19 protein-coding genes are annotated in these 23,229 nt (G+C 60.8%); 13 read left to right on the top strand and 6 right to left on the bottom strand.

What is annotated here, in order from left to right; translation table 11 throughout:
• Positions 1 to 49: 49 nt before the first annotated feature.
• From N2A98_RS19590 to prpD, 6 genes are all read left to right on the top strand, one after another.
• Positions 50 to 763, top strand: coding sequence for a GntR family transcriptional regulator (locus N2A98_RS19590; RefSeq protein WP_003193321.1), 714 nt, complete (start codon positions 50 to 52; stop codon positions 761 to 763).
• Positions 760 to 1,653 carry a methylisocitrate lyase gene (gene prpB / locus N2A98_RS19585; protein WP_003193320.1) on the top strand — a complete coding sequence of 298 codons (894 nt, stop codon included), beginning with the start codon at positions 760 to 762 and terminating at the stop codon, positions 1,651 to 1,653. The genes N2A98_RS19590 and prpB overlap by 4 nt, the downstream gene beginning before the upstream one ends.
• 42 nt (positions 1,654 to 1,695) lie before the next feature.
• Positions 1,696 to 2,823 (top strand): 2-methylcitrate synthase, encoded by a 1,128-nt coding sequence (gene prpC, locus N2A98_RS19580; RefSeq protein ID WP_003193317.1) that lies wholly within the window; start codon positions 1,696 to 1,698, stop codon positions 2,821 to 2,823.
• Between the two features lie 188 nt (positions 2,824 to 3,011).
• Positions 3,012 to 5,606 (top strand): Fe/S-dependent 2-methylisocitrate dehydratase AcnD, encoded by a 2,595-nt coding sequence (gene acnD, locus N2A98_RS19575; protein WP_275622529.1) that lies wholly within the window; start codon positions 3,012 to 3,014, stop codon positions 5,604 to 5,606.
• A gap of 11 nt (positions 5,607 to 5,617) precedes the next feature.
• Entirely contained in the window at positions 5,618 to 6,808 is a 1,191-nt protein-coding gene (prpF, locus tag N2A98_RS19570) for a 2-methylaconitate cis-trans isomerase PrpF (protein ID WP_047711575.1), read from the top strand.
• Between the two features lie 200 nt (positions 6,809 to 7,008).
• Positions 7,009 to 8,493, top strand: coding sequence for a 2-methylcitrate dehydratase (gene prpD, locus N2A98_RS19565; RefSeq protein ID WP_275622528.1), 1,485 nt, complete (start codon positions 7,009 to 7,011; stop codon positions 8,491 to 8,493).
• 129 nt (positions 8,494 to 8,622) lie between these two features.
• Here the strand turns inward: prpD and N2A98_RS19560 are convergent, their stop codons facing one another.
• The 5 genes from N2A98_RS19560 to N2A98_RS19540 are packed head-to-tail and all read right to left on the bottom strand — an operon-like array spanning position 8,623 to position 14,145.
• Positions 8,623 to 9,351, bottom strand: a complete 729-nt coding sequence (locus tag N2A98_RS19560; protein WP_044275114.1) for an alanyl-tRNA editing protein — start codon at positions 9,349 to 9,351, stop codon at positions 8,623 to 8,625.
• A gap of 2 nt (positions 9,352 to 9,353) precedes the next feature.
• Positions 9,354 to 10,346: a serine O-acetyltransferase gene (locus N2A98_RS19555; RefSeq protein WP_044275112.1), complete on the bottom strand. Its 993-nt coding sequence runs from the start codon at positions 10,344 to 10,346 to the stop codon at positions 9,354 to 9,356.
• 37 nt (positions 10,347 to 10,383) lie between these two features.
• Positions 10,384 to 11,298, bottom strand: coding sequence for a cysteine synthase family protein (locus tag N2A98_RS19550; protein WP_032895794.1), 915 nt, complete (start codon positions 11,296 to 11,298; stop codon positions 10,384 to 10,386).
• Positions 11,299 to 11,314: 16 nt separating this feature from the next.
• Positions 11,315 to 13,177, bottom strand: a complete 1,863-nt coding sequence (gene moeB / locus N2A98_RS19545; protein ID WP_275622527.1) for a molybdopterin-synthase adenylyltransferase MoeB — start codon at positions 13,175 to 13,177, stop codon at positions 11,315 to 11,317.
• Positions 13,178 to 13,200: 23 nt separating this feature from the next.
• The gene (locus N2A98_RS19540) at positions 13,201 to 14,145 is read right to left on the bottom strand and encodes an EamA family transporter (protein WP_032897827.1); all 945 of its coding nucleotides are present in this window, start codon (positions 14,143 to 14,145) and stop codon (positions 13,201 to 13,203) included.
• A gap of 109 nt (positions 14,146 to 14,254) precedes the next feature.
• Here N2A98_RS19540 and N2A98_RS19535 point away from each other — a divergent pair, with 109 nt between their 5' ends.
• Positions 14,255 to 15,679 carry a PLP-dependent aminotransferase family protein gene (locus N2A98_RS19535; RefSeq protein ID WP_003193301.1) on the top strand — a complete coding sequence of 475 codons (1,425 nt, stop codon included), beginning with the start codon at positions 14,255 to 14,257 and terminating at the stop codon, positions 15,677 to 15,679.
• A gap of 121 nt (positions 15,680 to 15,800) precedes the next feature.
• Here N2A98_RS19535 and N2A98_RS19530 read toward each other — a convergent pair whose 3' ends face one another.
• Positions 15,801 to 16,619, bottom strand: a complete 819-nt coding sequence (locus tag N2A98_RS19530) for a pyruvate, water dikinase regulatory protein (protein ID WP_003193298.1) — start codon at positions 16,617 to 16,619, stop codon at positions 15,801 to 15,803.
• A gap of 178 nt (positions 16,620 to 16,797) precedes the next feature.
• On the opposite strand from N2A98_RS19530, the gene ppsA reads away from it, so the two are divergent.
• The 6 genes from ppsA (at position 16,798) to N2A98_RS19500 (ending at position 23,170) form a co-directional block, all read left to right on the top strand.
• Positions 16,798 to 19,173 (top strand): phosphoenolpyruvate synthase, encoded by a 2,376-nt coding sequence (gene ppsA / locus N2A98_RS19525; RefSeq protein WP_032895796.1) that lies wholly within the window; start codon positions 16,798 to 16,800, stop codon positions 19,171 to 19,173.
• Between the two features lie 106 nt (positions 19,174 to 19,279).
• Positions 19,280 to 20,269: an alpha/beta fold hydrolase gene (locus N2A98_RS19520; RefSeq protein WP_078466670.1), complete on the top strand. Its 990-nt coding sequence runs from the start codon at positions 19,280 to 19,282 to the stop codon at positions 20,267 to 20,269.
• Positions 20,270 to 20,498: 229 nt separating this feature from the next.
• Positions 20,499 to 20,990: a ribonuclease E activity regulator RraA gene (rraA, locus tag N2A98_RS19515; RefSeq protein ID WP_153474586.1), complete on the top strand. Its 492-nt coding sequence runs from the start codon at positions 20,499 to 20,501 to the stop codon at positions 20,988 to 20,990.
• Between the two features lie 25 nt (positions 20,991 to 21,015).
• Positions 21,016 to 22,011 carry a zinc transporter ZntB gene (locus N2A98_RS19510; RefSeq protein WP_014719487.1) on the top strand — a complete coding sequence of 332 codons (996 nt, stop codon included), beginning with the start codon at positions 21,016 to 21,018 and terminating at the stop codon, positions 22,009 to 22,011.
• Positions 22,012 to 22,097: 86 nt separating this feature from the next.
• On the top strand, positions 22,098 to 22,343 hold the full coding sequence (locus N2A98_RS19505; protein WP_003193290.1) for a hypothetical protein: 246 nt from the start codon (positions 22,098 to 22,100) through the stop codon (positions 22,341 to 22,343).
• Positions 22,344 to 22,345: 2 nt separating this feature from the next.
• A complete protein-coding gene (locus tag N2A98_RS19500) occupies positions 22,346 to 23,170 on the top strand; it encodes a mechanosensitive ion channel domain-containing protein (RefSeq protein ID WP_003193288.1) in 825 nt (274 codons plus the stop codon).
• Positions 23,171 to 23,229: the final 59 nt, after the last annotated feature.

Genomic DNA, 23,229 nt, shown 5'->3' with positions numbered 1-23,229 from the left:
GGGCTAATTGACTAGTTTTTGCGGCATTGCTTTTAAAGGTGTCGACAATATGTTGGAGCAACTGGAAAAACCAGCCGTGGCACCAGACGATTCCCAGACCATGTCGGAGAACGTCTTCCGGCGTATCCAGGCCGCCATCGTCAAAGGCGAAATCGCCCCCGGCAGCAAGATTTCCGAGCCGGAGCTGGCGCGCACCTACGGCATCAGCCGCGGCCCATTGCGCGAAGCGATCCATCGCCTGGAAGGCCAGCGCCTGCTGGTGCGGGTGCCTCACGTCGGCGCGCGCGTGGTGTCTTTGAGCCACGCCGAGTTGGTCGAACTGTACGAAATTCGCGAGTCCCTCGAGGGCATGGCCTGTCGCCTGGCCGCCGAGCGCATGACCGACGCGGAAATCGAAGAACTGCGCCAGGTGTTGCACACCCACGAACGGGACGCGGCGTTCCAGGCCGGTGTCGGCTATTACCAGCAGGAAGGCGACTTCGATTTTCACTACCGCATCATTCAAGGCGCCGGTAACCGCACCCTCACCCAAATGCTCTGCGGCGAGCTGTACCAATTGGTGCGCATGTATCGCATCCAGTTCTCCGCCACCCCCAATCGTCCACGCCAGGCCTTTGCCGAGCATCACCGCATTCTGGACGCGATTGCCGATCGCGACGGTGAACTGGCCGAACTGTTGATGCGCCGACATATCGGCGCCTCCAAACGCAACATTGCCCGTCACTTCCCGGACGGTGCGCCTTCATCACGAGGTGAGTCATGAGTTCCAACAACAACAGCACTCCCGGCCAGCGTTTCCGTGACGCCGTCGCCAGCGAACAGCCCTTGCAAGTGGTGGGCGCCATCAACGCCAACCACGCGCTCTTGGCCAAGCGCGCTGGTTTCAAGGCGATTTACCTGTCAGGTGGCGGTGTAGCCGCCGGCTCCCTCGGCGTGCCAGACCTGGGCATCACCGGCTTGGATGACGTGCTCACCGACGTGCGCCGCATTACCGACGTGTGCGACCTGCCGCTGCTGGTGGACGTGGACACCGGTTTCGGCTCCTCGGCGTTCAACGTGGCGCGTACCGTCAAGTCGATGATCAAGTTCGGCGCCGCCGCCATTCATATCGAAGACCAGGTCGGCGCCAAGCGCTGCGGTCACCGCCCGAACAAAGAAATCGTGTCCCAGCAGGAAATGGTCGACCGCATCAAGGCCGCCGTGGATGCGCGTACCGATGACAGCTTCGTGATCATGGCGCGCACCGATGCCCTGGCGGTCGAGGGCCTGGAGTCTGCCCTGGAACGTGCCGCCGCGTGCATCGAGGCCGGTGCCGACATGGTGTTCCCGGAAGCCATCACTGAACTGGAGATGTACAAGCTGTTCGCCTCCCGCGTGAAGGCGCCGATCCTGGCGAACATCACCGAGTTCGGCGCGACACCGCTGTACACCACCGAACAGTTGAAATCTGCGGATGTTTCCATTGTGCTGTACCCGCTCTCGGCCTTCCGTGCCATGAACAAGGCCGCCGAGAATGTCTACACCGCGATTCGTCGCGACGGTACCCAGCAGAACGTGATCGACACCATGCAAACGCGCATGGAGCTTTACGATCGCATCGACTACCACACCTTCGAGCAGAAGCTCGACGCGCTGTTCGCCGCGAAAAAATAAACCCTGTGGTTCCCTGAACAACTACAAAATTGGAGAACGAACATGGCTGAAGCTAAAGTATTGAGTGGTGCTGGCCTGCGTGGCCAGGTCGCCGGGCAGACTGCACTGTCCACCGTGGGCCAGGCCGGCGCCGGCCTGACCTACCGTGGCTACGACGTGCGCGAACTGGCCGCCGACGCCCAGTTTGAAGAAGTCGCCTACCTGCTGCTGTACGGTGAATTGCCAACCCAGGCAGAACTGGACGCCTACAGCAACAAGCTGAGCAAACTGCGTGACCTGCCCCAAGCCCTGAAAGAAGTGCTCGAACGCATCCCCGCCGACGCCCACCCGATGGACGTGATGCGCACCGGTTGCTCGTTCCTGGGCAATATCGAGCCCGAGAAAGATTTCAGCGTGCAGCGCGATGTCACCGACCGCCTGCTCGCCGCGTTCCCAGCGATCATGTGCTACTGGTATCGCTTCAGCCACGACGGCCAGCGCATCGACTGCGTGACCGACGAACCGAGCATCGGCGGCCACTTCCTGCACCTGCTGCATGGCAAGAAGCCGAGCGAGCTGCACGTCAAAGTGATGAACGTGTCACTGATCCTCTACGCCGAACACGAATTCAACGCTTCGACCTTCACCGCACGGGTGTGTGCATCGACCCTGTCCGATCTGTATTCCTGCGTCACCGCTGCCATCGGCTCCCTGCGCGGCCCGCTGCACGGCGGTGCCAACGAAGCAGCGATGGAAATGATCGAGCGTTTCTCCTCGGCCCAGGAAGCGGTTGAAGGCACCCTTGGCATGTTGGCGCGCAAAGACAAGATCATGGGCTTTGGCCACGCGATCTATAAAGACAGCGATCCGCGCAATGAGGTGATCAAGGGCTGGTCGAAAAAACTCGCTGACGAAGTGGGCGACACCGTATTGTTCCCGGTCTCCGAAGCCATCGACAAGACCATGTGGGAACAGAAAAAGCTGTTTCCCAACGCCGACTTCTACCATGCCTCGGCGTACCACTTCATGGGCATTCCGACCAAGCTGTTCACGCCGATCTTCGTGTGCTCGCGCCTGACCGGCTGGGCTGCGCACGTGTTCGAGCAGCGCGCCAACAACCGCATCATCCGTCCAAGCGCCGAGTACACCGGCGTTGAGCAGCGCAAGTTCGTGCCAATCGAACGTCGCTGAAAAACTACTATCTCGGGCTGGAAACCCGATCAAAGTGTGGGAGCGGGCTTGCTCGCGAATGCGGTGTAACAGTCGCCGAGTGTGTTGAATGACACGCCGCTTTCGCGAGCAAGCCCGCTCCCACATTTAGGTCTCATTCCAACTCTGGATCCGGCTTCTTTTGCACTTACCGTGACCGAGTCCTGACGATGAACACTGAATTTCGCAAACCGCTCCCCGGCAGCCGCCTGGATTTCTTCGACGCCCGTGCGGCTGTCGAAGCAATCACCCCCGGCGCCTACGCCACCTTGCCTTACACCTCGCGTGTCCTGGCCGAGAACTTGGTGCGCCGTTGTGACCCTGCCACCCTCGACGCGTCCCTGAGCCAACTGATCGAGCGCAAGCGCGACCTCGACTTCCCCTGGTTCCCGGCCCGCGTGGTGTGCCATGACATCCTCGGCCAGACCGCCCTGGTCGACCTCGCCGGCCTGCGCGATGCCATCGCCCTGCAAGGCGGCGACCCGGCGCAGGTCAACCCGGTGGTGCCCACCCAATTGATCGTCGACCACTCCCTGGCCGTCGAAGCGGGCGGTTTTGATCCGCAGGCATTCGAAAAGAACCGCGCCATTGAAGACCGTCGCAACGAAGACCGTTTCCACTTTATCGAGTGGACCAAAAAGGCCTTCAAGAACGTCGATGTGATCCCGCCGGGCAACGGCATCATGCACCAGATCAACCTGGAGAAAATGTCTCCGGTGATTCAGGTGCGTGACGGTGTGGCCTTCCCGGATACCTGTGTTGGCACCGACAGCCACACACCCCACGTGGATGCCCTGGGCGTGATCGCCATCGGCGTCGGTGGCCTGGAAGCCGAGAGCGTGATGCTCGGCCGCGCGTCGTGGATGCGCTTGCCGGAAAGCGTGGGCGTGGAACTGACCGGCAAGCTGCAACCGGGCATCACCGCCACTGATATGGTGCTGGCGCTCACCGAGTTCCTGCGTCAGCAGAAAGTTGTTGGCGCCTGGCTGGAGTTCTTCGGCGAAGGGGCTGCGGCACTCACCTTGGGTGACCGAGCGACCATCTCCAACATGGCCCCGGAGTACGGCGCCACCGCCGCGATGTTCTACATCGACGTGCAAACCATTGCCTACCTCAAACTCACCGGCCGTGAAGACGAACAGGTTGCCTTGGTCGAGCAATATGCACGCCACACTGGCCTGTGGGCGGACGACCTGAAAGGCGCGCAGTACGAGCGCAGCCTGAGCTTCGACCTCTCCAGCGTCGTGCGCAACATGGCCGGCCCGAGCAACCCCCATGCCCGCCTTGCCACCCGCGACCTGGCGTCGAAAGGCATTGCCGGCCAATGGGATGACGTGCCGGGGCAAATGCCCGACGGCGCGGTGATCATCGCTGCCATCACCAGTTGCACCAACACGAGCAACCCGCGCAACGTGATCGCCGCCGGCCTGTTGGCACGCAACGCCAACAAGCTGGGGCTGACCCGCAAGCCGTGGGTCAAGTCGTCCCTGGCGCCAGGCTCGAAAACCGTGGCCATGTATCTGGAAGAAGCGGGACTTGGCCATGAGCTGGAAAAACTCGGTTTTGGCGTGGTGGCGTTTGCCTGCACCACCTGCAACGGCATGTCGGGCGCGCTCGACCCGGTGATCCAGCAAGAGATCATCGACCGCGACCTGTACGCCACCGCAGTGTTGTCGGGTAACCGCAACTTTGACGGGCGCATTCACCCTTACGCCAAGCAAGCCTTCCTGGCGTCGCCGCCGCTGGTGGTGGCCTATGCGATTGCCGGTACCATCCGTTTCGACATCGAGAAGGACGTGCTCGGCCTGGACGCCGACGGCAAGGAAATCCGCCTGCAGGACATCTGGCCGAGCGATGAAGAGATCGACGCGGTGGTCAAGGCTTCGGTAAAACCCGAGCAATTCCGTGCGGTGTATATCCCGATGTTCGCCATCCACGAAGACACCGGCCCCAAGGTCACGCCGCTGTACGACTGGCGCCCACAAAGCACCTATATCCGCCGCCCGCCGTACTGGGAAGGGGCGCTGGCCGGAGCACGACCGCTCAAGGGCATGCGCCCGCTGGCGGTGCTGCCGGACAACATCACCACCGACCACTTGTCGCCGTCCAACGCGATCATGCTCGACAGCGCCGCCGGTGAATACCTGGCGAAAATGGGCTTGCCCGAGGTCGACTTCAACTCCTACGCCACCCACAGGGGCGACCATTTGACGGCGCAGCGCGCCACCTTCGCCAACCCGAAACTGTTCAACGAAATGGTGCAGGAAAACGGCAAGGTCAAGCAGGGCTCTCTTGCGCGTATCGAGCCGGAAGGCAAAGTCACGCGGATGTGGGAAGCCATCGAGACTTACATGGAGCGCAAGCAACCGCTGATCATCATCGCCGGCGCCGACTATGGCCAGGGCTCGTCCCGTGACTGGGCGGCCAAGGGCGTACGCCTGGCCGGTGTGGAAGCGATTGCCGCCGAAGGCTTCGAGCGCATCCACCGCACCAACCTGGTGGGCATGGGCGTGCTGCCCCTGGAATTCCTGCCAGGCACCGACCGCCACACCCTCAAGATCGACGGCAGTGAAACCTATGATGTGGTCGGCGAGCGCACCCCGCGTGCGCAACTGACTCTGGTGATCAACCGCAAGAATGGCGAACGTGTCGAGGTGCCGGTGACGTGTCGCCTGGACACCGCTGAAGAAGTGTCGATCTACGAGGCGGGTGGCGTGTTGCAACGTTTCGCCCAGGACTTCCTGGAATCAAAGGCGACCGCCTGAAGAGGATAACCATGGCACACGTAGCGCAAATCAGAATCCCCGCCACTTACATGCGTGGCGGCACCAGCAAGGGCGTGTTCTTCAGCCTACAGGACCTGCCCACAGCGGCGCAGGTGCCGGGCCCTGCACGTGACGCCTTGTTGCTGCGGGTGATTGGCAGCCCCGACCCCTATGACAAGCAGATCGACGGCATGGGTGGGGCCACCTCGAGCACCAGCAAGACCGTGATCCTGGCCAAAAGCAGCCGCGCCGATCACGACGTGGATTACCTGTTCGGCCAGGTCTCCATCGACAAGCCATTTGTCGATTGGAGCGGCAACTGCGGCAACCTGTCGGCGGCGGTGGGTTCGTTCGCCATCAGTGCCGGCCTGGTCGATGCGGCCCGCGTACCCCATAACGGCGTGGCCGTGGTGCGGGTGTGGCAGGCCAACATCGGCAAGACCATCATTGCCCACGTGCCGATCACTGACGGCGCGGTGCAGGAAACCGGCGACTTTGAACTGGACGGCGTGACCTTCCCGGCCGCCGAAGTGCAGCTGGAATTCATGGACCCGGCGGCGGAAGAAGAGGGCGGTGGTGGCTCGATGTTCCCCACCGGCAACCTCGTCGACGACCTGGAGGTGCCCGGCGTCGGTACCTTCAAGGCCACGTTGATCAACGCCGGTATCCCGACGATTTTCATCAATGCCCAAGACCTGGGCTACACCGGTACCGAGCTGCAAGGCGCGATCAACAGCGACCCCAAGGCCTTGGCGATGTTCGAGACTGTGCGGGCGTATGGCGCGTTGCGCATGGGCTTGATCAAACACCTGGACGAAGCCGCCCAGCGCCAGCACACGCCCAAGGTGGCGTTCGTGGCCAAGCCTGCCGATTACGTGGCCTCCAGTGGCAAGGCGATCAAGGCCGGCGATGTGGATCTGCTGGTGCGCGCCTTGTCCATGGGCAAACTGCACCACGCGATGATGGGCACCGCGGCGGTGGCGATTGGCACCGCCGCGGCGATTTCCGGCACCTTGGTCAACCTCGCGGCAGGCGGCGTGGAACGCAATGCCGTGCGCTTCGGGCACCCGTCCGGCACCTTGCGCGTCGGCGCCGAGGCCAGCCAGGTGGACGGTGAATGGGTGGTGAAAAAAGCCATCATGAGCCGCAGTGCGCGGGTGTTGATGGAAGGCTACGTGCGCATCCCCGGCGACGCCTTCTAAAGGTCTACGCAGCGCCCCTGTGGGAGCGGGCTTGCCCGCGAAGGCGGTGTATCAGGCACTGAAATGCTACTGAACCACCGCATTCGCGAGCAAGCCCGCTCCCACAGAGGGGCGCTATTTCAAGGCTGGCAATCAGACCGGCCATCACACCATTAATCGTAAGCCCGAGGATTATCACCCACCTATTTTGGAGAACTGCCATGAGCGCCAACGTCGACCAGAACAACCGCCCCGACTACGACCCGGTGTTGCAGGACATCGCCGACTACGTCCTCAACTACCGCATCGACTCCCAGGACGCCCTGGATACCGCCCGCAACTGCCTGATGGACACCCTCGGCTGTGGCCTGCTGGCCCTGCGCTTCCCCGAATGCACCAAGCACCTGGGGCCGATGGTGGAGGGCACCGTGGTGCCGTTCGGTGCACGGGTGCCGGGCACTTCGTTTCGCCTTGACCCGGTCAAGGCCGCTTGGGACATCGGTTGCATCGTGCGCTGGCTCGACTACAACGACACCTGGCTCGCCGCTGAATGGGGCCACCCTTCGGACAACCTTGGCGGCATCCTCGCCGTGGCCGATCACCTGTCGCAAAAGCGCCTGGCCAATGGCGACGCGCCGCTCACTGTGCGTGCGGTGCTGGAAGCGATGATCATGGCCCACGAAATCCAAGGTGTGATTGCCCTGGAAAACTCCTTCAACCGGGTAGGCCTCGACCATGTGTTGCTGGTGAAAGTCGCTACCACGGCGGTCACCGCCAAGCTGATGGGGGCCAACCGCGAGCAACTGCTATCGGCGTTGTCCCACGCGTTTGTCGATGGCCAGGCGCTGCGCACCTATCGCCATGCGCCGAATGCCGGCTCGCGCAAATCCTGGGCGGCAGGCGATGCATCGAGCCGCGGCGTGCGCCTGGCAGACATCGCCTTGCGTGGCGAAATGGGCATCCCCGGCGTGCTGAGTGCGCCGCAATGGGGCTTCTACGACGTGCTGTTCAGCCACACCAACAAGGACCTGGCGCTCAAGCCCGAGGACAAGCGCGCCTTCAGCCTGCCCCAACCCTACGGCACCTACGTGATGGAAAACGTGCTGTTCAAGATCAGCTTCCCGGCTGAGTTCCACGCGCAAACCGCCTGTGAAGCGGCAGTCGCCCTGCACCCGCAGGTCAAGCATCGCCTGCATGAAATCGAGCGCATCGTGATCACTACCCACGAGTCGGCGATTCGCATTATTTCCAAGGTCGGCCCATTGGCCAACGCCGCTGATCGCGACCACTGTCTGCAGTACATGACCGCCGTGCCCTTGGCGTTCGGCAACCTGGTGGCCGAGCAGTATGAAGACGATTTCCACGCGGCCCACCCGATCATCGATGAGCTGCGCGACAAGATGGTCATCGTCGAAGACCCGCGCTACAGCCGCGAATACCTGGAGGCCGACAAACGCTCGATTGCCAACGCGGTGCAGGTGTTTTTCACGGACGGCACCTGCACCGAGCAGGTAGCGGTGGAGTATCCGATTGGCCATCGTCGCCGTCGGGTGGATGGCATTCCACTGCTGGAAGACAAGTTCAAGGCCAACCTGGCCACGCGGTTTACCGCGCAACGCAGCGCGCAGATTTTTGCGTTGTGCAAGGATCAGGCACGGCTTGAGGCGACGCCTGTGAACCGTTTCATGGACCTGTTAGTGATCTGAAAAACTACACGGTCAATGTGGGAGCTGGCTTGCCTGCGATAGCGGTGTGTCAGCCCCACATGAATTAACTGGATGTCAGCTATCGCAGGCAAGCCAGCTCCCACAGTTGACCGAGCCCAGCTTCAGAATCTATTCAAACCGCAGTATCACCCTGCGATTGTGCTTGCTCTTCTTCTCGATCTTCTCGCAGAACACCCGGCCGATTTCCTCGGTGTTGAGCACGTGGGTACCGCCGCAGGGCTGGATATCGATGCCGGGGATTTCTATCACTCGCACCGAGCCCGAGACCACCGGCGGCGCAACCGCCTGGGTGCGGGTGATCTGCAGCAAGGTCGCGTACTCGGTGGCGGGCATCGACAGGGTCTTGACCGCGTGGGCCTGCTCGATCAGGGCGTTGAGGTCGTGGGTGAGGCGGTCTTTGTCCAGGGTCATTTCCGGCAGGTCGAAATCCAGGCGGCCTTTATCCGCGCTGATGCTGCAACCGGTCACGGGCGCGTCGATAAGAGAGCACAGCAAGTGCAGGCAGGTGTGCATCTTCATGTGCTGGTAGCGCCGTTCCCAATCCAGCCCGGCGTCAACCTGGACGCCAGCGGCCAACTGTTCGGGGCAGTGGTCCACCTGATGCCAGATGATCGAGCGCAACACCGGGTCGCGCACGGTGCCGGTCACTTGCACCCGTGTGCCATCGGCCAGGGTGAGGTGGCCGGTATCGCCCGGTTGCCCGCCGCCGGTGGGGTAGAACAGGGTGTGCTCCAGGGCGATACCCTGTTCGCTGACGGCAATCACCCGGGCGCTGAAGGCGTTCTGGTAGGGCGCGCTGTCGAACAGCGCCAGGGTTTCCATGGTATGCACGGACATGTTCAACCTCCGACGATCAATGGGGTGGCTTGCAAGAGGTGGCGCACCAGTGCGCTCAAGCCAGGGGGAGAGAGCAGGGTGATTTCAAATTCCGGCCCGCATACCTTCAGGTTCAGCGGCAGGCGAGGCAGTTGTTCATCGTTGTCGAGGCGACGCAGACGAAACTGCAGGTGGTGGCGCTCTTTCACCGTGGGTTCGAGCATCAGCCCTTGCAGCGGATGAAAGTCGGCGTCCAGCACGGTGACCTTGTGGCCGACACTCACTTCGCCCACCACGTGCAAGCGCTCATCCAGGGCAAAGGCGCCGAGGTAGTTGCTGTGGTCCGATTCATCGTTTTTTTGCAGTTGGATCTGGTTGACCACCTTGACCTTGGTGCCTGCCGGCACGTCCTGGGTAATCACGCAGGAGGGGCTGATAAACACGTTGTCGCCGATCGAAACATAGCCCAGCACCCGGGCGCCGGCGCCGACTTCGACGTTGTTGCCCAGGCGCGGGTGGCGCTTGCCGTCCGGGTTGTTGGCGATACCCCGCGCGCCCAGGGTTACGCCGCAGAGGATGTAGCAGTCGTTGCCGATCACGCAGGTTTCGCCGATGACCGTGCCGTAGCCATGGTCCAGCACAAAGCGCCGGCCAATGCGCGCTGCCGGGTGAATCTCGGCGCCGGAGAGGATTTTGCCCTGGTTGCTCAGCTTGAGGGCGATGCGCGAAAAATCGCCGTTGTCAGCGGCCTGGAAATGCCACACCAGGTGCGCAAGGCGGTAGAACAGTACGGCCTTGAACGAGGCGTAGGACTCCAGGATCAACTCACCGCGCCCACGGGACGCCGGGTCGCGATAGGCATAGGCGATCAGGTCTTCGGCCACTGCCTGGGCGGCGTTCTGGATCAACGGCGCCAGGTGCGGTTCCAGCTGCTTCATCTGCCCGGGCGTCAGGGTGGTGATGAGGTGGGTCAGCAACTCATCGTGCAGCTGTTGCATGTCGATAAAGCCCCCCATGGAGACACCCCCGTATGTTGAATGGTTAAAAGCCCGGTTATTCGAAGCTGGGCAGGTAGCTGTCGGCATTGTCGTAGACCATGGTCAACACCACCGTTTCGGGCGGCAGTTCGGGGGCAAGTTGGGCGATGGCGACCATGTTGGCGGCCGAAGACAGCCCCAGGCTGATGGCATCGGTGCGCATGATGCGTTTGATCATGTCCAGGCAATCGGCGTGCGACACCTTGAGCATGCCGTCGATCACATCCAGGTTGAGGATGCTGGGGATCAGGCCAATCGACAGGCCCTGAATCGCGTGCGCGGCATGCTGGTCTTTCAGCAAGTCGCATTCCTCCGGTTCTACGCCCATCACCCGCAGCGCCGGCCAGGCGGCCTTGAGGGTTTCGCCGATACCGGTGATATGGCCCCCGGTGCCTATGCCGCTGACGAAGTAGTCCACGCGCTGTTCACCGAAGGCGCGCAGGATTTCCGGGGCGGTGGTGTCACGGTGGGTTTGGGGGTTGGCGCCGTTGCGTTGCTGGTTGAGCATCACGTAGTTGGGGTTCTCCAACTGCAGCTCCATGCACTTTTCACCGTGGGAGTTATTGCCCAGGCGACTGTCGGACAGCACGACCCGGGCGCCGTACAGGCGCAGCAGCTTCTGTTTTTCCGGGCTGTAGTTGTCGGGGATCACCAGCACCACTTTGTAGCCCAGCACATTGCCGGCCATCACCAGGCCAATGCCGGTGTTGCCGCCACTGGGTTCGATGATGGTCTGCCCGGAATCACGGATCAGCACACCGCGGCGCTCGGCATCCAGGATCATGCCCAAGGCGATGCGCGCCTTGTGGCTGCCGCCGGGGTTGAGGGACTCCAGCTTGGCGTAGACCTCGATGCCGAGGTCTTCGGAAAACTGGGCCAGACGCACGATCGGCGTTTGGCCGATCACGTCGAGGATGGAGTTATGCAGCATCAGTACGTCCCCACCTTCAGTACAACGGCATGTCAGGTTCGACGTCGCGAACCCAATGTTTCATGCCGCCCTGCAAGACTTTGGTGTTGGCAAAGCCGGCTGCCAACAGGGTGCTGGCGGCTTGCTCGGCGCGAGTGCCTGCGTAGCAGATCAGGTAGTGGGTGTTGTCGCGGCTCAGGCTGGCGAGTTGCCCATCCAGTTCTGCCAGCGGGATATGCACCACGCCGGGTAATTTGCACACTTCCAGTTCGCTGGCGTCACGCACGTCCAGCAATACATCGGCGCTGCTGGGGTGTTCGAGCACTTGCTTGAGCACCTGGGGCTTGATGTAGCGTTCTGCGGCCAGGGAGGGCTGGCTCGGTACGGCATCGGCGCAGGTGGCTGGCGCGACGGTTTCGCTGTGGCGCAGGTCTGAACAGCAGGGGCAGTCGGTGCGGCGCTTGAAGCGGATCTCGCTGAACTTCATCGCCAGTGCGTCGAAGCGCATCAAGCGGCCGGACAAGGGTTCGCCAATGCCGATCAGCAATTTGATCGCCTCGGTGGCCTGGATCATGCCGACCACGCCAGGTAGCACGCCGATCACACCGCCCGCGCTGCAATTGGGCGCCAGCTCAGCGGGCGGGGCCTTGGGGAACAGGCAGCGATAGCACGGCCCACCTTTATAGTTGAGCACGCTGATCTGCCCGTCGAAACGGTAGATGGCGCCGTACACCAAAGGTTTGCCCAACTGCACACAGGCGTCGTTGACCAGGTAGCGGGTGTCGAAATTGTCGGTGCCGTCGATCACCAGGTCATAGGCGCCCACCAGTTCCAGGGCGTTGTCAGTGTCAAGCGCGGTGTTGTGCGCGTTGATCTGGATATAGGGGTTGAGGTCCAGCAGGCGTTGCTTGGCGGACTCGACCTTGGGCATGCCCAGGGTGCTGTTGCCATGCACAATCTGGCGTTGCAGGTTGCTGCTTTCCACCACGTCAAAGTCCACCAGGCCCAGGGTGCCGATGCCGGCCGCCGCCAGGTACAGGCTGATGGGCGAGCCCAGGCCGCCGGTACCGATGACCAGCACCTTGGCTTTCTTCAGGTTCAATTGGCCCTCGCGGCCGACGCCCGGCAGGGTGATGTGGCGCACGTAGCGCTGCACTTCTTCGTTGCTCAGTGTGTCGATGTCCATGCCGCCGGAGGTGGCGAGCAATACTTCGATCCGGGCTTTTGCTGGCAGGGCTTCATCGGCGTCGATCAGCGCCTCCTCGGCGGTAAACAGGAAATGTTCCTTGAGCTGGTCGTTATTTTCATGGAACAGGTGCTGACGCAATTGGGGGTGATGGGTGCAGAGATTTTCAATGACTTCGCGCAATGTCGATCCGGCGCCCTCAAGGGTCGATTCCGGCAGCTTGGCCACGCGAACCAGAATGTCGGGGAAAGAGACAGCGTTCATGGACAACTCCGTGTGCAGGTCGTTGAAAGGTTGAAGGGAGAAATGCTTGCCATCCCAGGCAAACAGCTTGGAGCCCAGGGCCTGGCCCTGACGAACATCCACCACCAGGTAACTGACGGGGAAGATCGGCTCGCCCAGGAACAGCGCCTTGTCCTGGTCTTCGTCACTGAAATAGGCGCCCACATCCGGGTGTGAGTGGTAGATCACCACCACCGGGTTGTCGCTGCGAAACGCCTTGTTCATCAGCAGGGTGTCGGCCACCGAAAAGGTGTAGCCGTTGGCCGCGCTGCGTGGGTACATCTGGGGATTCTTGCGGTGCAGCTCATTCTGGATATTGCTGCCCAGGTACACGCTGCCGTCGGCGAAGACAAAACCACAGCACTCCTCGGGGTAGCTGCGGCTGGCGTGGGCGTAGATCTGTTCCAGGGCGGTGGGGCGGAGGACGTCCATGTTTCTCTCGCGTTGGTTGAGGGTCACTTTTTCTTGGCCATGAGTTTTTCAATCGGCAATTTGGTGATCGCAAAGCCGGCCAGCAGGATTGCCGAGTACAGCATCAGGTCGCGGGAAATTTCCACGCCTTCGTACCAGGCACCGATGATGACCGCGAACACCGGGAAGATGATGAAGACGAACGACAGGATGATCGGGCTCAGGCGCTTGAGCAGCATGAAATACACAATGAACCCGCCCACCGAGGCCACCAGGCCCAGGTAGAACAGCGCGCTCCAGGAACGCAGGGTGATGGCGTCGAACGTCGGCGTTTCAAACCACAGGCCGGCCAGGAACAGCATCAGCCCGGCAATGCCGATGGGCAGGGTGTTGTAAGTGATGACGCTGATGGCGCTGCCTTTTTGCTTGGTAATGACATAGCACAAGGCGTGCATGATCGCGGCGCTCAGAATGGCCAGCACCCCGAGGAACTCGGCGTGGTCCAGGTGCAGGCCCTGGCTCTTGATGATCATGTAGAGGCTGCCGAAACCGATGCCGATGCCGACCACCTGAGAAAAATAGATGCGCTCGCGCAGGAACAGCGCGGAGAAGATCAGGATGAACACCGGCATGCAGCTGAACAGCAGGGCGGTGAGGCCCGACGACACATGCATTTCGCCGTAGTTGAGCAAATAGTAGGGAACGCTGAAGTAGGACAGGGTCACGAATACGAAGAACCAGCGGCTTTCCCGGGGAAACAGGATCGGCTCACGGCGCACCATGGCAAAACACAGGAACAGCGGAAACGCGATGAGAAAGCGCAGGCCGGCGGATGTCAGCGGCGGCACGCTCTCGACGGCGATCTTGATGCCCAGCCAGGTGGTGCCCCAACTCAGGCACACGATCAGGAACATCACGCTGGTCACCAGCCCGGCGAGCCACTGTTTTTGTGTTTTTGTTTTTGCAGTGTTTTCGAGAACGGCGGACATTGGCATCGTTTATTGCTTCCCTGAGCCGGAATTGAACTCTATATTGAACTTGTAATGAGTTATGTTTATCGGCGATTGAACCCGTAAAAGCACACTATTAGGGCGAAAGATGGCTGTCAAAACAAATATTGACATGGTGTCAATTATGCGTGAGGGCTTGTCCAACGGGCAGGGCGTGAAGTACAAGCGCCTGTCCGATGTGATGGAACGGGGCATCCTCGAAGGCTTGATTGAACCGGGACGAAAACTGCCGCCCCATCGGGTGCTTTCCGACAATTTAGGCGTGACCATCGGCACCATCAGCCGGGCCTACGGTGAGCTGGAACGCCTGGGCCTGGTGGTTGCACGAGTCGGTGACGGCACTTTCGTGCGCAAGCGTGGGATGGAGCGCCAGCGTGATGAGGGCTTTCGCAATTTCAGCGAGGAGCCGCGCCAGTACTTCGACATGAGCCGCAACATGCACATTCCCGGGCAAGAGACGGTATTTCTCGCCCAGAGCTTCCAAACCCTGTCGACCAACGCCAAGTTCCTCCAGGACATCAGCGCCTACACCCCCGACGCCGGCCTGCCGCGTTACCGTGAAGCGGGCGCGCAATGGCTGGTGCAGCGCGAGTTTCATCCGATTCCCGAGCAGGTCATCTGCGTAAACGGCGGCCAGCACGGCTTGCTGTGCGCCATGATGGCGTTGCTGCGCGCTGGCGATACGGTGGTCACCGAGCAGTTGACTTACCCTGGGCTGATTACCGCTGCGCGTATGCTGGGGGTGCGGCTGATCGGCCTGGAGATGGACGAGGAGGGTGTGCTGCCCACGGCGCTGGATGAGGTCTGTCGTAATCACCGGATTTCGGCGTTGTATTGCACGCCGACTATCCAGAATCCGACGACCGCCGTGTTATCGGTTGCGCGCCGAGAAGCCTTGGCCAGGGTGTGTCGCGAACATAACCTGCTGATTCTGGAGGACGAAGCCCACGGTGTGCTGGTGGAGGACCGTCCGCCGCCCCTCAGCTATTTCGCGCCTGAACGTACGATTTTGATCAGCAGCCTGAGCAAGGCGGTGTCGGCCGGTTTGCGGGTGGGCTACGTGCATGCGCCACCGGCGCTGGTCAGCCGCATCTCGGCGGCGATCCGTTCGACCTGCTGGATGGCCACACCTGTAACCCTGGAACTGGCGACCCAGTGGATCGAAAACGGCACGGCGGAATATTTGTTGCGTCAGCAGATCAACGAGATCAGTCGGCGCAAGACGCTGGTCGAAGATTTATTGACCGGCCTGGCCTATCGCACCCACCTCAACAGCCCGCACTTCTGGATCGAAGTGCCCGAGCCCTGGCGGGCGTCGGAAATCGAGGCAGAGCTCAAGCAGAACAATTACCTGATCGCCACCGCCGAGGCGTTTGCCGTGGGGCAGACGGCGGTGCCGCAGTTTATTCGGGCGAGTATCTGCAACACGTCGGGCGATGATCAATTATTGCGCGAGGGTTTTGATGCGCTGGCGACGGCGCTGGGGCAGGGGGGCGGGCGGTTTCATCTGTGAGACCGCGTTATCGTTCTTCGCGAGCAAGCCCGCTCCCACATTAGACCGAGATCCTGCTTTGGAATACGGTCAAAATGTGGGAGCGGGCTTGCTCGCGAAAGCGCCAGTTCAGGCAATACAACTATTTGAATCTGCGCTCCACACCCTTCTCCACCAAAATCTTCGCCGAAATCTCTTCCACCGAAAAATGCGTGGAATTGATGTGCGCAATATTCTCGCGGCGGAACAGATTTTCTACTTCACGCACTTCAAATTCACACTGGGCATAGCTGGAGTAGCGGCTGTTGGGCTTGCGCTCGTTGCGGATGGCGGTCAGCCGGTCCGGGTCGATGGTCAGGCCGAACAGCTTGTGTGAATGCGCGCGCAAAGCGGCGGGCAGGGTCAGGTGTTCCATGTCGTCTTCGGTCAGCGGGTAGTTGGCCGCACGGATACCGAATTGCATGGCCATGTACAGGCAGGTCGGGGTCTTGCCGCAACGCGATACGCCCACCAGGATCAGGTCGGCCTTGTCGTAGTAGTGGGTGCGGGCGCCGTCGTCGTTGTCGAGGGCGAAGTTCACCGCCTCGATACGCTCCATATAGTTGGAGTTATGCCCGATGGAGTGGGACTTTCCGACGGAATAGGACGAATGTTCACTCAACTCCTGTTCCAGCGGCGCCAGGAAGGTAGAGAAAATGTCGATCATGAAACCATTCGACGTTGCGAGAATCTCACGAATGTCTTGATTGACGATGGTGTCGAAAATGATCGGGCGAAAACCGTCTTTTTCAGCCGCCAGATTGATTTGTTGTACCATGGCCCGCGCTTTATCCACGCTGTCTATATAAGGCCGGGTGAATTTGGCGAAGGTAATGTTTTCGAACTGCGCGAGCAGGCTCTGACCCAATGTTTCGGCTGTAATGCCGGTGCCGTCGGAAATAAAGAAAGCAGATCGTTTCATTTGAGCCCTGGGCCTTAAGCTGATGGCGAATCTTGGATATGATAGGCGCGATTTTGCCGTCCCGCAGTGGGCTGCATTCTCACTTATTTTCCAGGTCCAGGCCACAAGCGCTGGCGTTAGCTCCTACTGAGCAACCCGCGTCCTGAGCTTTTCCAACACAGAAAGTGGAGAGATCACCTTGGTAGAGTACGTAGTTTCCCTCGATAAGCTCGGCGTCCATGATGTAGAGCATGTGGGGGGCAAGAACGCATCCCTCGGCGAGATGATCAGTAATCTTGCAGGCGCTGGTGTCTCGGTGCCCGGTGGTTTCGCCACCACGGCCCAGGCTTACCGCGACTTCCTCGAGCTGAGCGGCCTCAACGCCCAGATCCACGCCGCGCTGGACGCCCTGGACGTCGATGACGTCAACGCCCTGGCCAAGACCGGCGCCCAGATCCGCCAGTGGATCATGGAAGCCGAGTTCCCCGAGAAGCTCAACGAAGAAATTCGCACCGCCTTCGCCACCCTGTCCGCCGGTAACCCGGACATGGCCGTTGCCGTGCGCTCCTCGGCCACCGCCGAAGACTTGCCGGACGCCTCCTTTGCCGGCCAGCAGGAAACCTTCCTCAACATTCGCGGCGTCGAAAACGTGATCCGCGCGGCCAAGGAAGTGTTTGCCTCCCTCTTTAACGACCGTGCGATTTCCTACCGCGTACACCAGGGTTTCGACCACAAGCTGGTGGCCCTGTCTGCCGGCGTGCAGCGCATGGTGCGTTCGGAAACCGGCACGGCCGGCGTGATGTTCACCCTCGATACCGAATCCGGTTTCCGTGACGTGGTGTTTATCACCGGCGCCTACGGCCTGGGCGAAACAGTGGTACAAGGCGCGGTCAACCCGGACGAATTCTACGTACACAAGGGTACCCTCGAAGCGGGTCGCCCGGCCATCCTGCGCCGTAACCTGGGCAGCAAGGCCATCAAGATGATCTACGGCGACGAGGCCAAGGCCGGTCGCTCGGTTAAAACCGTTGACGTCGACAAGGCCGAGCGCGCGCGTTTCTGCCTCACCGACGCTGAAGTCAGCGAGTTGGCCAAACAAGCGATGATCATCGAAAAGCACTACAAGTGCCCGATGGACATCGAGTGGGCCAAGGACGGTGACGACGGCAAGCTGTACATCGTGCAGGCGCGCCCGGAAACCGTGAAGAGCCGCACCTCGGCCAACGTCATGGAACGCTACCTGCTCAAGGAAACCGGCACCGTGCTGGTGGAAGGCCGTGCCATTGGCCAGCGCATCGGCGCAGGCAAGGTGCGGATCATCAAGGACGTGTCCGAGATGGACAAGGTCCAGCCGGGTGACGTACTGGTTTCCGACATGACCGACCCGGACTGGGAACCGGTGATGAAGCGCGCCAGTGCCATTGTCACCAACCGTGGCGGGCGTACCTGCCACGCGGCGATCATCGCTCGTGAACTGGGGATTCCGGCCGTCGTGGGTTGCGGCAACGCCACCCAACTGCTCAAGGATGGCCAGGGCGTGACCGTGTCCTGCGCCGAAGGCGATACCGGCTTTATCTTCGAAGGTGAGCTGGGCTTCGATATCAAGCAAAACTCCATCGACGCCATGCCCGACCTGCCGTTCAAGATCATGATGAACGTCGGCAACCCGGACCGCGCCTTCGATTTCGCGCAATTGCCGAACGCCGGTGTGGGCCTGGCCCGCCTGGAGTTCATCATCAACCGCATGATCGGTGTGCACCCCAAGGCACTGCTGAACTATGACGGTCTGCCGCTGGACATCAAGGAAAGCGTCGACAAGCGCATCGCCGGCTACAACGACCCGGTAGGGTTCTACGTCGAGAAGCTGGTCGAAGGCATCAGCACCCTGGCTGCGGCGTTCTACCCGAAAAAGGTCATCGTGCGTCTGTCGGACTTCAAGTCCAATGAATACGCGAACCTGATCGGCGGCAAGCTCTACGAGCCAGAAGAAGAAAACCCGATGCTGGGCTTCCGCGGTGCCTCGCGTTACATCAGCGAAGCCTTCCGTGACTGCTTCGAGCTCGAATGCCGTGCGCTCAAGCGCGTGCGCAACGAGATGGGCCTGACCAACGTCGAGATCATGGTGCCGTTCGTGCGCACCCTGGGCGAAGCGAGCCAAGTGGTGGACCTGCTGGCCGAAAACGGCCTGACCCGTGGCGAGAACGGCCTGCGCGTGATCATGATGTGCGAATTGCCGTCCAACGCCATCCTGGCTGAAGAGTTCCTGGAGTTCTTCGACGGTTTCTCCATCGGCTCCAACGACCTGACCCAGTTGACCCTGGGCCTGGACCGCGACTCGGGGATCATCGCCCACCTGTTCGATGAGCGTAACCCGGCGGTCAAGAAGCTATTGGCCAACGCCATCCAGGCCTGTAACAAGGCTGGCAAGTACATCGGTATCTGCGGCCAAGGCCCTTCGGACCACCCTGACCTGGCCAAATGGCTGATGGAACAGGGAATCGAGAGCGTTTCGCTGAACCCCGATTCCGTGCTGGAAACCTGGTTCTTCCTGGCTGAAGGCCAAGCGTCCGCCTAAGATCGCCTGGTCAAAAGTGCCGGTCACTCGTTGCGGGTGACCGGCATTCTTATCTGTACAGGGCGGGAATCCTTGCGGACGCCGCCCTTTTTTGTGCAAGAGCATTATGCAAAGCAGCAGCAATCTATTTCCTGTCGCCCTGATCAGCGCTGAACGTCGTGGCGACCTGAGTGAAGATGTCTATCGGCTCAAACCCGGTAACAGCCCGGACGGCACCGTCGAGCTGGCGGTGACCCGTTTGGGCCTGGCCGATGTCCCGGAAAACCGGGGCACGCCGATTATTTTATTGCATGGCAGTTTTTCCAATCGGCGTTTCTGGTATTCGCCCAAGGGCATCGGCCTGGGGGCCTACCTGGCGCGTCGCGGATTTGATGTGTGGATCCCGGAAATGCGCGGCCATGGCTTGTCCAAGCGCAATCACGACTACGCCAGAAACCGTGTCGCCGATTACGCGCGCTACGATTTGCCGGCTGTGGGGGCGTTTGTGTCTGAGCAAAGCGGGCAGGTTCCGCACTGGCTCGGGCATTCCCTCGGCGCCACCACCTTGGCTGCGGCCTTGGGCGGGCAGCACTTGGATGCATCTGCGGTGGCATCGGTGGCGTTGTTCGGCTGCCAGGTCAGTCGTAACCATTGGCCGTTGAAAATCCCACCGGTGCAGTGGGGTGGGCGCTTTATTCTCAAGCGCCTTGGCCACCTGTCGGGCCCGCGCTTCAAGCGTGGGCCCGAGGACGAACCGGCCGGGGTGATGATCGAGGCGATGCGTTGGAACGGCCTGTTCGGCCGGTTTGGCGATGCCGAGCATGACTGGTGGAAAGGCTTGGCGCAGGTCGATGTGCCACTGTTGGCAGTGAGCGCAGCGGGCGACCGGCAAGACCCGGACTGGGCCTGCCGCAAGCTCTTCGAGCAAGTGGGCAGCGAGCATCGCCAGTACCTGTGCCTGGGGCGTCAGCAAGGTTTCAGCGAGGATTTCGGGCATGTGCAGATGCTGGTCAGCAAAGCCGCCCAGGCCCAAGTGTGGCCTTTGGTCGAGCGTTGGTTGAACGACCCGCTGACACCTTTATTCGGCCCGCAGCCCGAGGTGGCTGCAACGGTTTGACGAAACGCTCTGCCAGGGGCGTTTCACTCTTGAAGGGTTGCGGCTAAGATATGACGCGCCAGGCGCTTCTGGTCATATTCAGTCGCGTAACGTGTATTGCGTTGCGCTGATCGTGGTTTGATCATGGCCGCCGCCAAGGCGCAGGCACTTAAAGAATGCCTGTCGCGGGGCGTTTTCTTGATGTACACCGTGGATGTTCGACCTCTTCTTTGATGACAGGAGTTTCTCGATGAACCATTACGTGACCCCCGACCTGTGTGACGCCTACCCGGAGCTGGTGCAGGTAGTGGAGCCGATGTTCAGCAACTTCGGCGGACGAGACTCCTTTGGCGGCGAAATTGTCACCCTCAAATGCTTCGAGGATAACTCCCTGGTCAAGGCGCAGGCTGACCTGCCGGGCGCTGGCAAAGTGCTGGTGGTCGACGGTGGCGGTTCCCTGCGCTGCGCGCTGCTGGGTGACATGATTGCCGAGAAAGCCGCGAAAAACGGTTGGGAAGGGCTGGTGATCTACGGGTGTATCCGTGACGTCGACGTCATTGCCCAGACCGACCTGGGTGTGCAGGCCCTGGCCTCGCATCCGAAAAAAACCGACAAGCGCGGCCTTGGCGACCTGAACGTGGCGGTGACATTCGGGGGCGTGACGTTCCGCCCCGGTGAGTACATTTACGCCGACAACAACGGGGTGATCGTGTCGCCCAGCCCACTGAAAATGTCTGAATAAACTGCCGTAACCGATTGGGGTGAGGATGTTCGAAGAAGAAAACGCGCAATGGGGGCTGGTGCATGCCCTGGTGCTGGACGGTAAAGGTGGTGCGCGTTCGATTGCCCGGACTGAGCTCGACGATCTGCAGTTGCAGCCCCAGGAAAGCCTGTGGCTGCACTGGGATCGCAGCCATCCTCAAACCCAGACCTGGCTGCGTAAATCCAGCGGCCTGAGCGAGTTTGCCTGTGACCTGCTGCTGGAGGAGAACACTCGCCCACGCCTGTTGCCGCTGCCGGACGCCGAATTGCTGTTGTTTCTGCGCGGGATCAACCTCAACCCAGGCGCCGAGCCCGAAGACATGGTGTCGGTGCGCATCTTCGCCGCTGCCAACCGAGTGATCTCGTTGCGTTTGCGCCCCTTGCGCGCCACCGATGAGTTGCTGGTGCAACTGGCAGACGGTAAAGGCCCCAAGACCGCATCCGAGCTCATCCTTTATATGGCTCAGTACCTGACCAATAAAGTGCAGGATCTGGTCGCTGGCTTGTCTGAAATCGTCGATTCCGAGGAAGAAAAACTCGATGCCGACGAACGGTATACCCCGGAGCATGGCAGCGTTCTGCAGATCCGTCGAAGAGCCGCCGGACTCAAGCGCTTCCTGGCCCCCCAGCGGGATATCTTTGCCCAGCTGACGCGGATCAAATTGGCGTGGTTCTGCGACGACGATGCCGACTATTGGAATGAATTGCACAACAGTCTGACCCGTTACCTGGAAGAGCTGGAATTGGCCAGAGAGCGCGTGGGGCTTGTGCTTGAGGCCGAAGACCGGCGTTTGAGCCTGCGCATGAACCGCACCATGTACCGCTTCGGGATCATCACCGGGATCTTCTTGCCGATGAGTTTTCTCACCGGTCTGCTCGGTATAAATGTGGGTGGTATTCCGTTCTCTGCCAGCCCTTATGGATTCATGATTGCGTGCCTGTTGATGGTGTCTGTGGCATTGGGGCAATGGTGGTTATTTCGACGATTGCGCTGGGTTTGACCTGAATATGACCTGAACGTAAGAAAGGGCCGATGTGACCCGATGAATTTTACCCTCGTCTTTTAAATCACTTGCGAGAGGTCTCTATGCACGATCCGTTCGAACAGTCTTTGCGTGACATGCTCAATGCTTCGCCATCCAACCGTGATGACGATGCTTGCCTGGGCCGCGTACTGAAAACCGCCAACCGTCAGGTAGGGGCGGGTGACCTGTTCGGTCTGCTCGGGCGTTGGGTGCCGGCATTGATGATGGCCCTGAACAACGGTTCGGCCCATGTGTCACCGGTTTCCCGTCGTAAACCTCTTGCTAGCACTGCTGATAAGGCTGATTGAATATGGAACTTGATCTCTGGACCCAGAGCCTGGTCACCGCGATGACCGCATTGTGGACCAAGGTGGCGAATTTCATTCCCAACCTGTTTGGTGCCCTGGTCCTGGTATTGCTGGGTTTTGTCGTCGCCAAGCTGCTCGATACCCTGCTGTCCAAATTGCTCGCCAAACTGGGCCTCGATCGCCTGATGGCCGGCACTGGCCTGACCAAATTGCTCGGCCGCGCGGGGTTGCAAGTACCGATTTCCACCCTGATCGGCAAGATCGTCTATTGGTTCGTTCTACTTATTTTTCTGGTTTCTGCGGCGCAGTCCCTTGGACTTGAGCGAGTTTCAGCTACGCTCGACATGCTGGCACTGTATTTGCCGAAAGTGTTCGGCGGCGCGCTGGTGCTGCTGGTGGGGGTTTTACTCGCGCAATTGGCCAACGGGCTGGTGCGCGGGGCCGCCGAAGGCGTGGGCTTGGACTACGCGGCGGGCCTTGGGCGAATCGCCCAGGGGCTGGTGATCATCATCAGTATTTCTGTCGCGATCAGCCAGTTGGAGGTCAAAACTGACCTGCTCAACCACGTGATTGTGATTGTTTTGATTACCGTTGGTCTGGCAGTTGCGCTGGCCATGGGGTTGGGAAGCCGGGAAATTGCCGGTCAGATTCTTGCGGGAATCTATGTGCGTGAGCTGTACCAAGTTGGGCAACAGGTGCGTGTGGGCGAGGTCGAAGGGCAAATCGAGGAGATCGGCACAGTCAAGACGACCGTGCTGACCGATGACGGGGAACTGGTGTCGCTGTCTAACCGGATTCTCCTGGAGCAGCAGGTCAGTAGCCGCTAATCCGGCAAATCCTGCTAATGTACGCCGCCGCAAACCCGGGTGACCGGGTTGCAGCGGAC

This window comes from Pseudomonas sp. FJ2-5-13 (genome assembly GCF_029201605.1).
Taxonomy (GTDB): Bacteria; Pseudomonadota; Gammaproteobacteria; order Pseudomonadales; family Pseudomonadaceae; genus Aquipseudomonas; species Aquipseudomonas lactis.
Note: the sequence above shows the minus strand (reverse complement) of the source record. Positions and strands in the feature narration are given on the sequence as shown.

What these genes read in the sequence shown, in the direction of transcription:
- rraA (WP_153474586.1), top strand. Translation starts at nt 20,499, where the DNA reads ATGAACCATTACGTGACCCCCGACCTGTGTGACGCCTACCCGGAGCTG.
- moeB (WP_275622527.1), bottom strand. Translation starts at nt 13,177, where the DNA reads ATGGACGTCCTCCGCCCCACCGCCCTGGAACAGATCTACGCCCACGCC.
- N2A98_RS19540 (WP_032897827.1), bottom strand. Translation starts at nt 14,145, where the DNA reads ATGTCCGCCGTTCTCGAAAACACTGCAAAAACAAAAACACAAAAACAG.
- N2A98_RS19535 (WP_003193301.1), top strand. Translation starts at nt 14,255, where the DNA reads ATGGCTGTCAAAACAAATATTGACATGGTGTCAATTATGCGTGAGGGC.
- prpF (WP_047711575.1), top strand. Translation starts at nt 5,618, where the DNA reads ATGGCACACGTAGCGCAAATCAGAATCCCCGCCACTTACATGCGTGGC.
- prpD (WP_275622528.1), top strand. Translation starts at nt 7,009, where the DNA reads ATGAGCGCCAACGTCGACCAGAACAACCGCCCCGACTACGACCCGGTG.
- prpB (WP_003193320.1), top strand. Translation starts at nt 760, where the DNA reads ATGAGTTCCAACAACAACAGCACTCCCGGCCAGCGTTTCCGTGACGCC.
- N2A98_RS19550 (WP_032895794.1), bottom strand. Translation starts at nt 11,298, where the DNA reads ATGCTGCATAACTCCATCCTCGACGTGATCGGCCAAACGCCGATCGTG.
- acnD (WP_275622529.1), top strand. Translation starts at nt 3,012, where the DNA reads ATGAACACTGAATTTCGCAAACCGCTCCCCGGCAGCCGCCTGGATTTC.
- N2A98_RS19530 (WP_003193298.1), bottom strand. Translation starts at nt 16,619, where the DNA reads ATGAAACGATCTGCTTTCTTTATTTCCGACGGCACCGGCATTACAGCC.
- N2A98_RS19510 (WP_014719487.1), top strand. Translation starts at nt 21,016, where the DNA reads ATGTTCGAAGAAGAAAACGCGCAATGGGGGCTGGTGCATGCCCTGGTG.
- N2A98_RS19520 (WP_078466670.1), top strand. Translation starts at nt 19,280, where the DNA reads ATGCAAAGCAGCAGCAATCTATTTCCTGTCGCCCTGATCAGCGCTGAA.
- N2A98_RS19505 (WP_003193290.1), top strand. Translation starts at nt 22,098, where the DNA reads ATGCACGATCCGTTCGAACAGTCTTTGCGTGACATGCTCAATGCTTCG.
- N2A98_RS19500 (WP_003193288.1), top strand. Translation starts at nt 22,346, where the DNA reads ATGGAACTTGATCTCTGGACCCAGAGCCTGGTCACCGCGATGACCGCA.
- prpC (WP_003193317.1), top strand. Translation starts at nt 1,696, where the DNA reads ATGGCTGAAGCTAAAGTATTGAGTGGTGCTGGCCTGCGTGGCCAGGTC.
- N2A98_RS19555 (WP_044275112.1), bottom strand. Translation starts at nt 10,346, where the DNA reads ATGGGGGGCTTTATCGACATGCAACAGCTGCACGATGAGTTGCTGACC.
- N2A98_RS19590 (WP_003193321.1), top strand. Translation starts at nt 50, where the DNA reads ATGTTGGAGCAACTGGAAAAACCAGCCGTGGCACCAGACGATTCCCAG.
- N2A98_RS19560 (WP_044275114.1), bottom strand. Translation starts at nt 9,351, where the DNA reads ATGTCCGTGCATACCATGGAAACCCTGGCGCTGTTCGACAGCGCGCCC.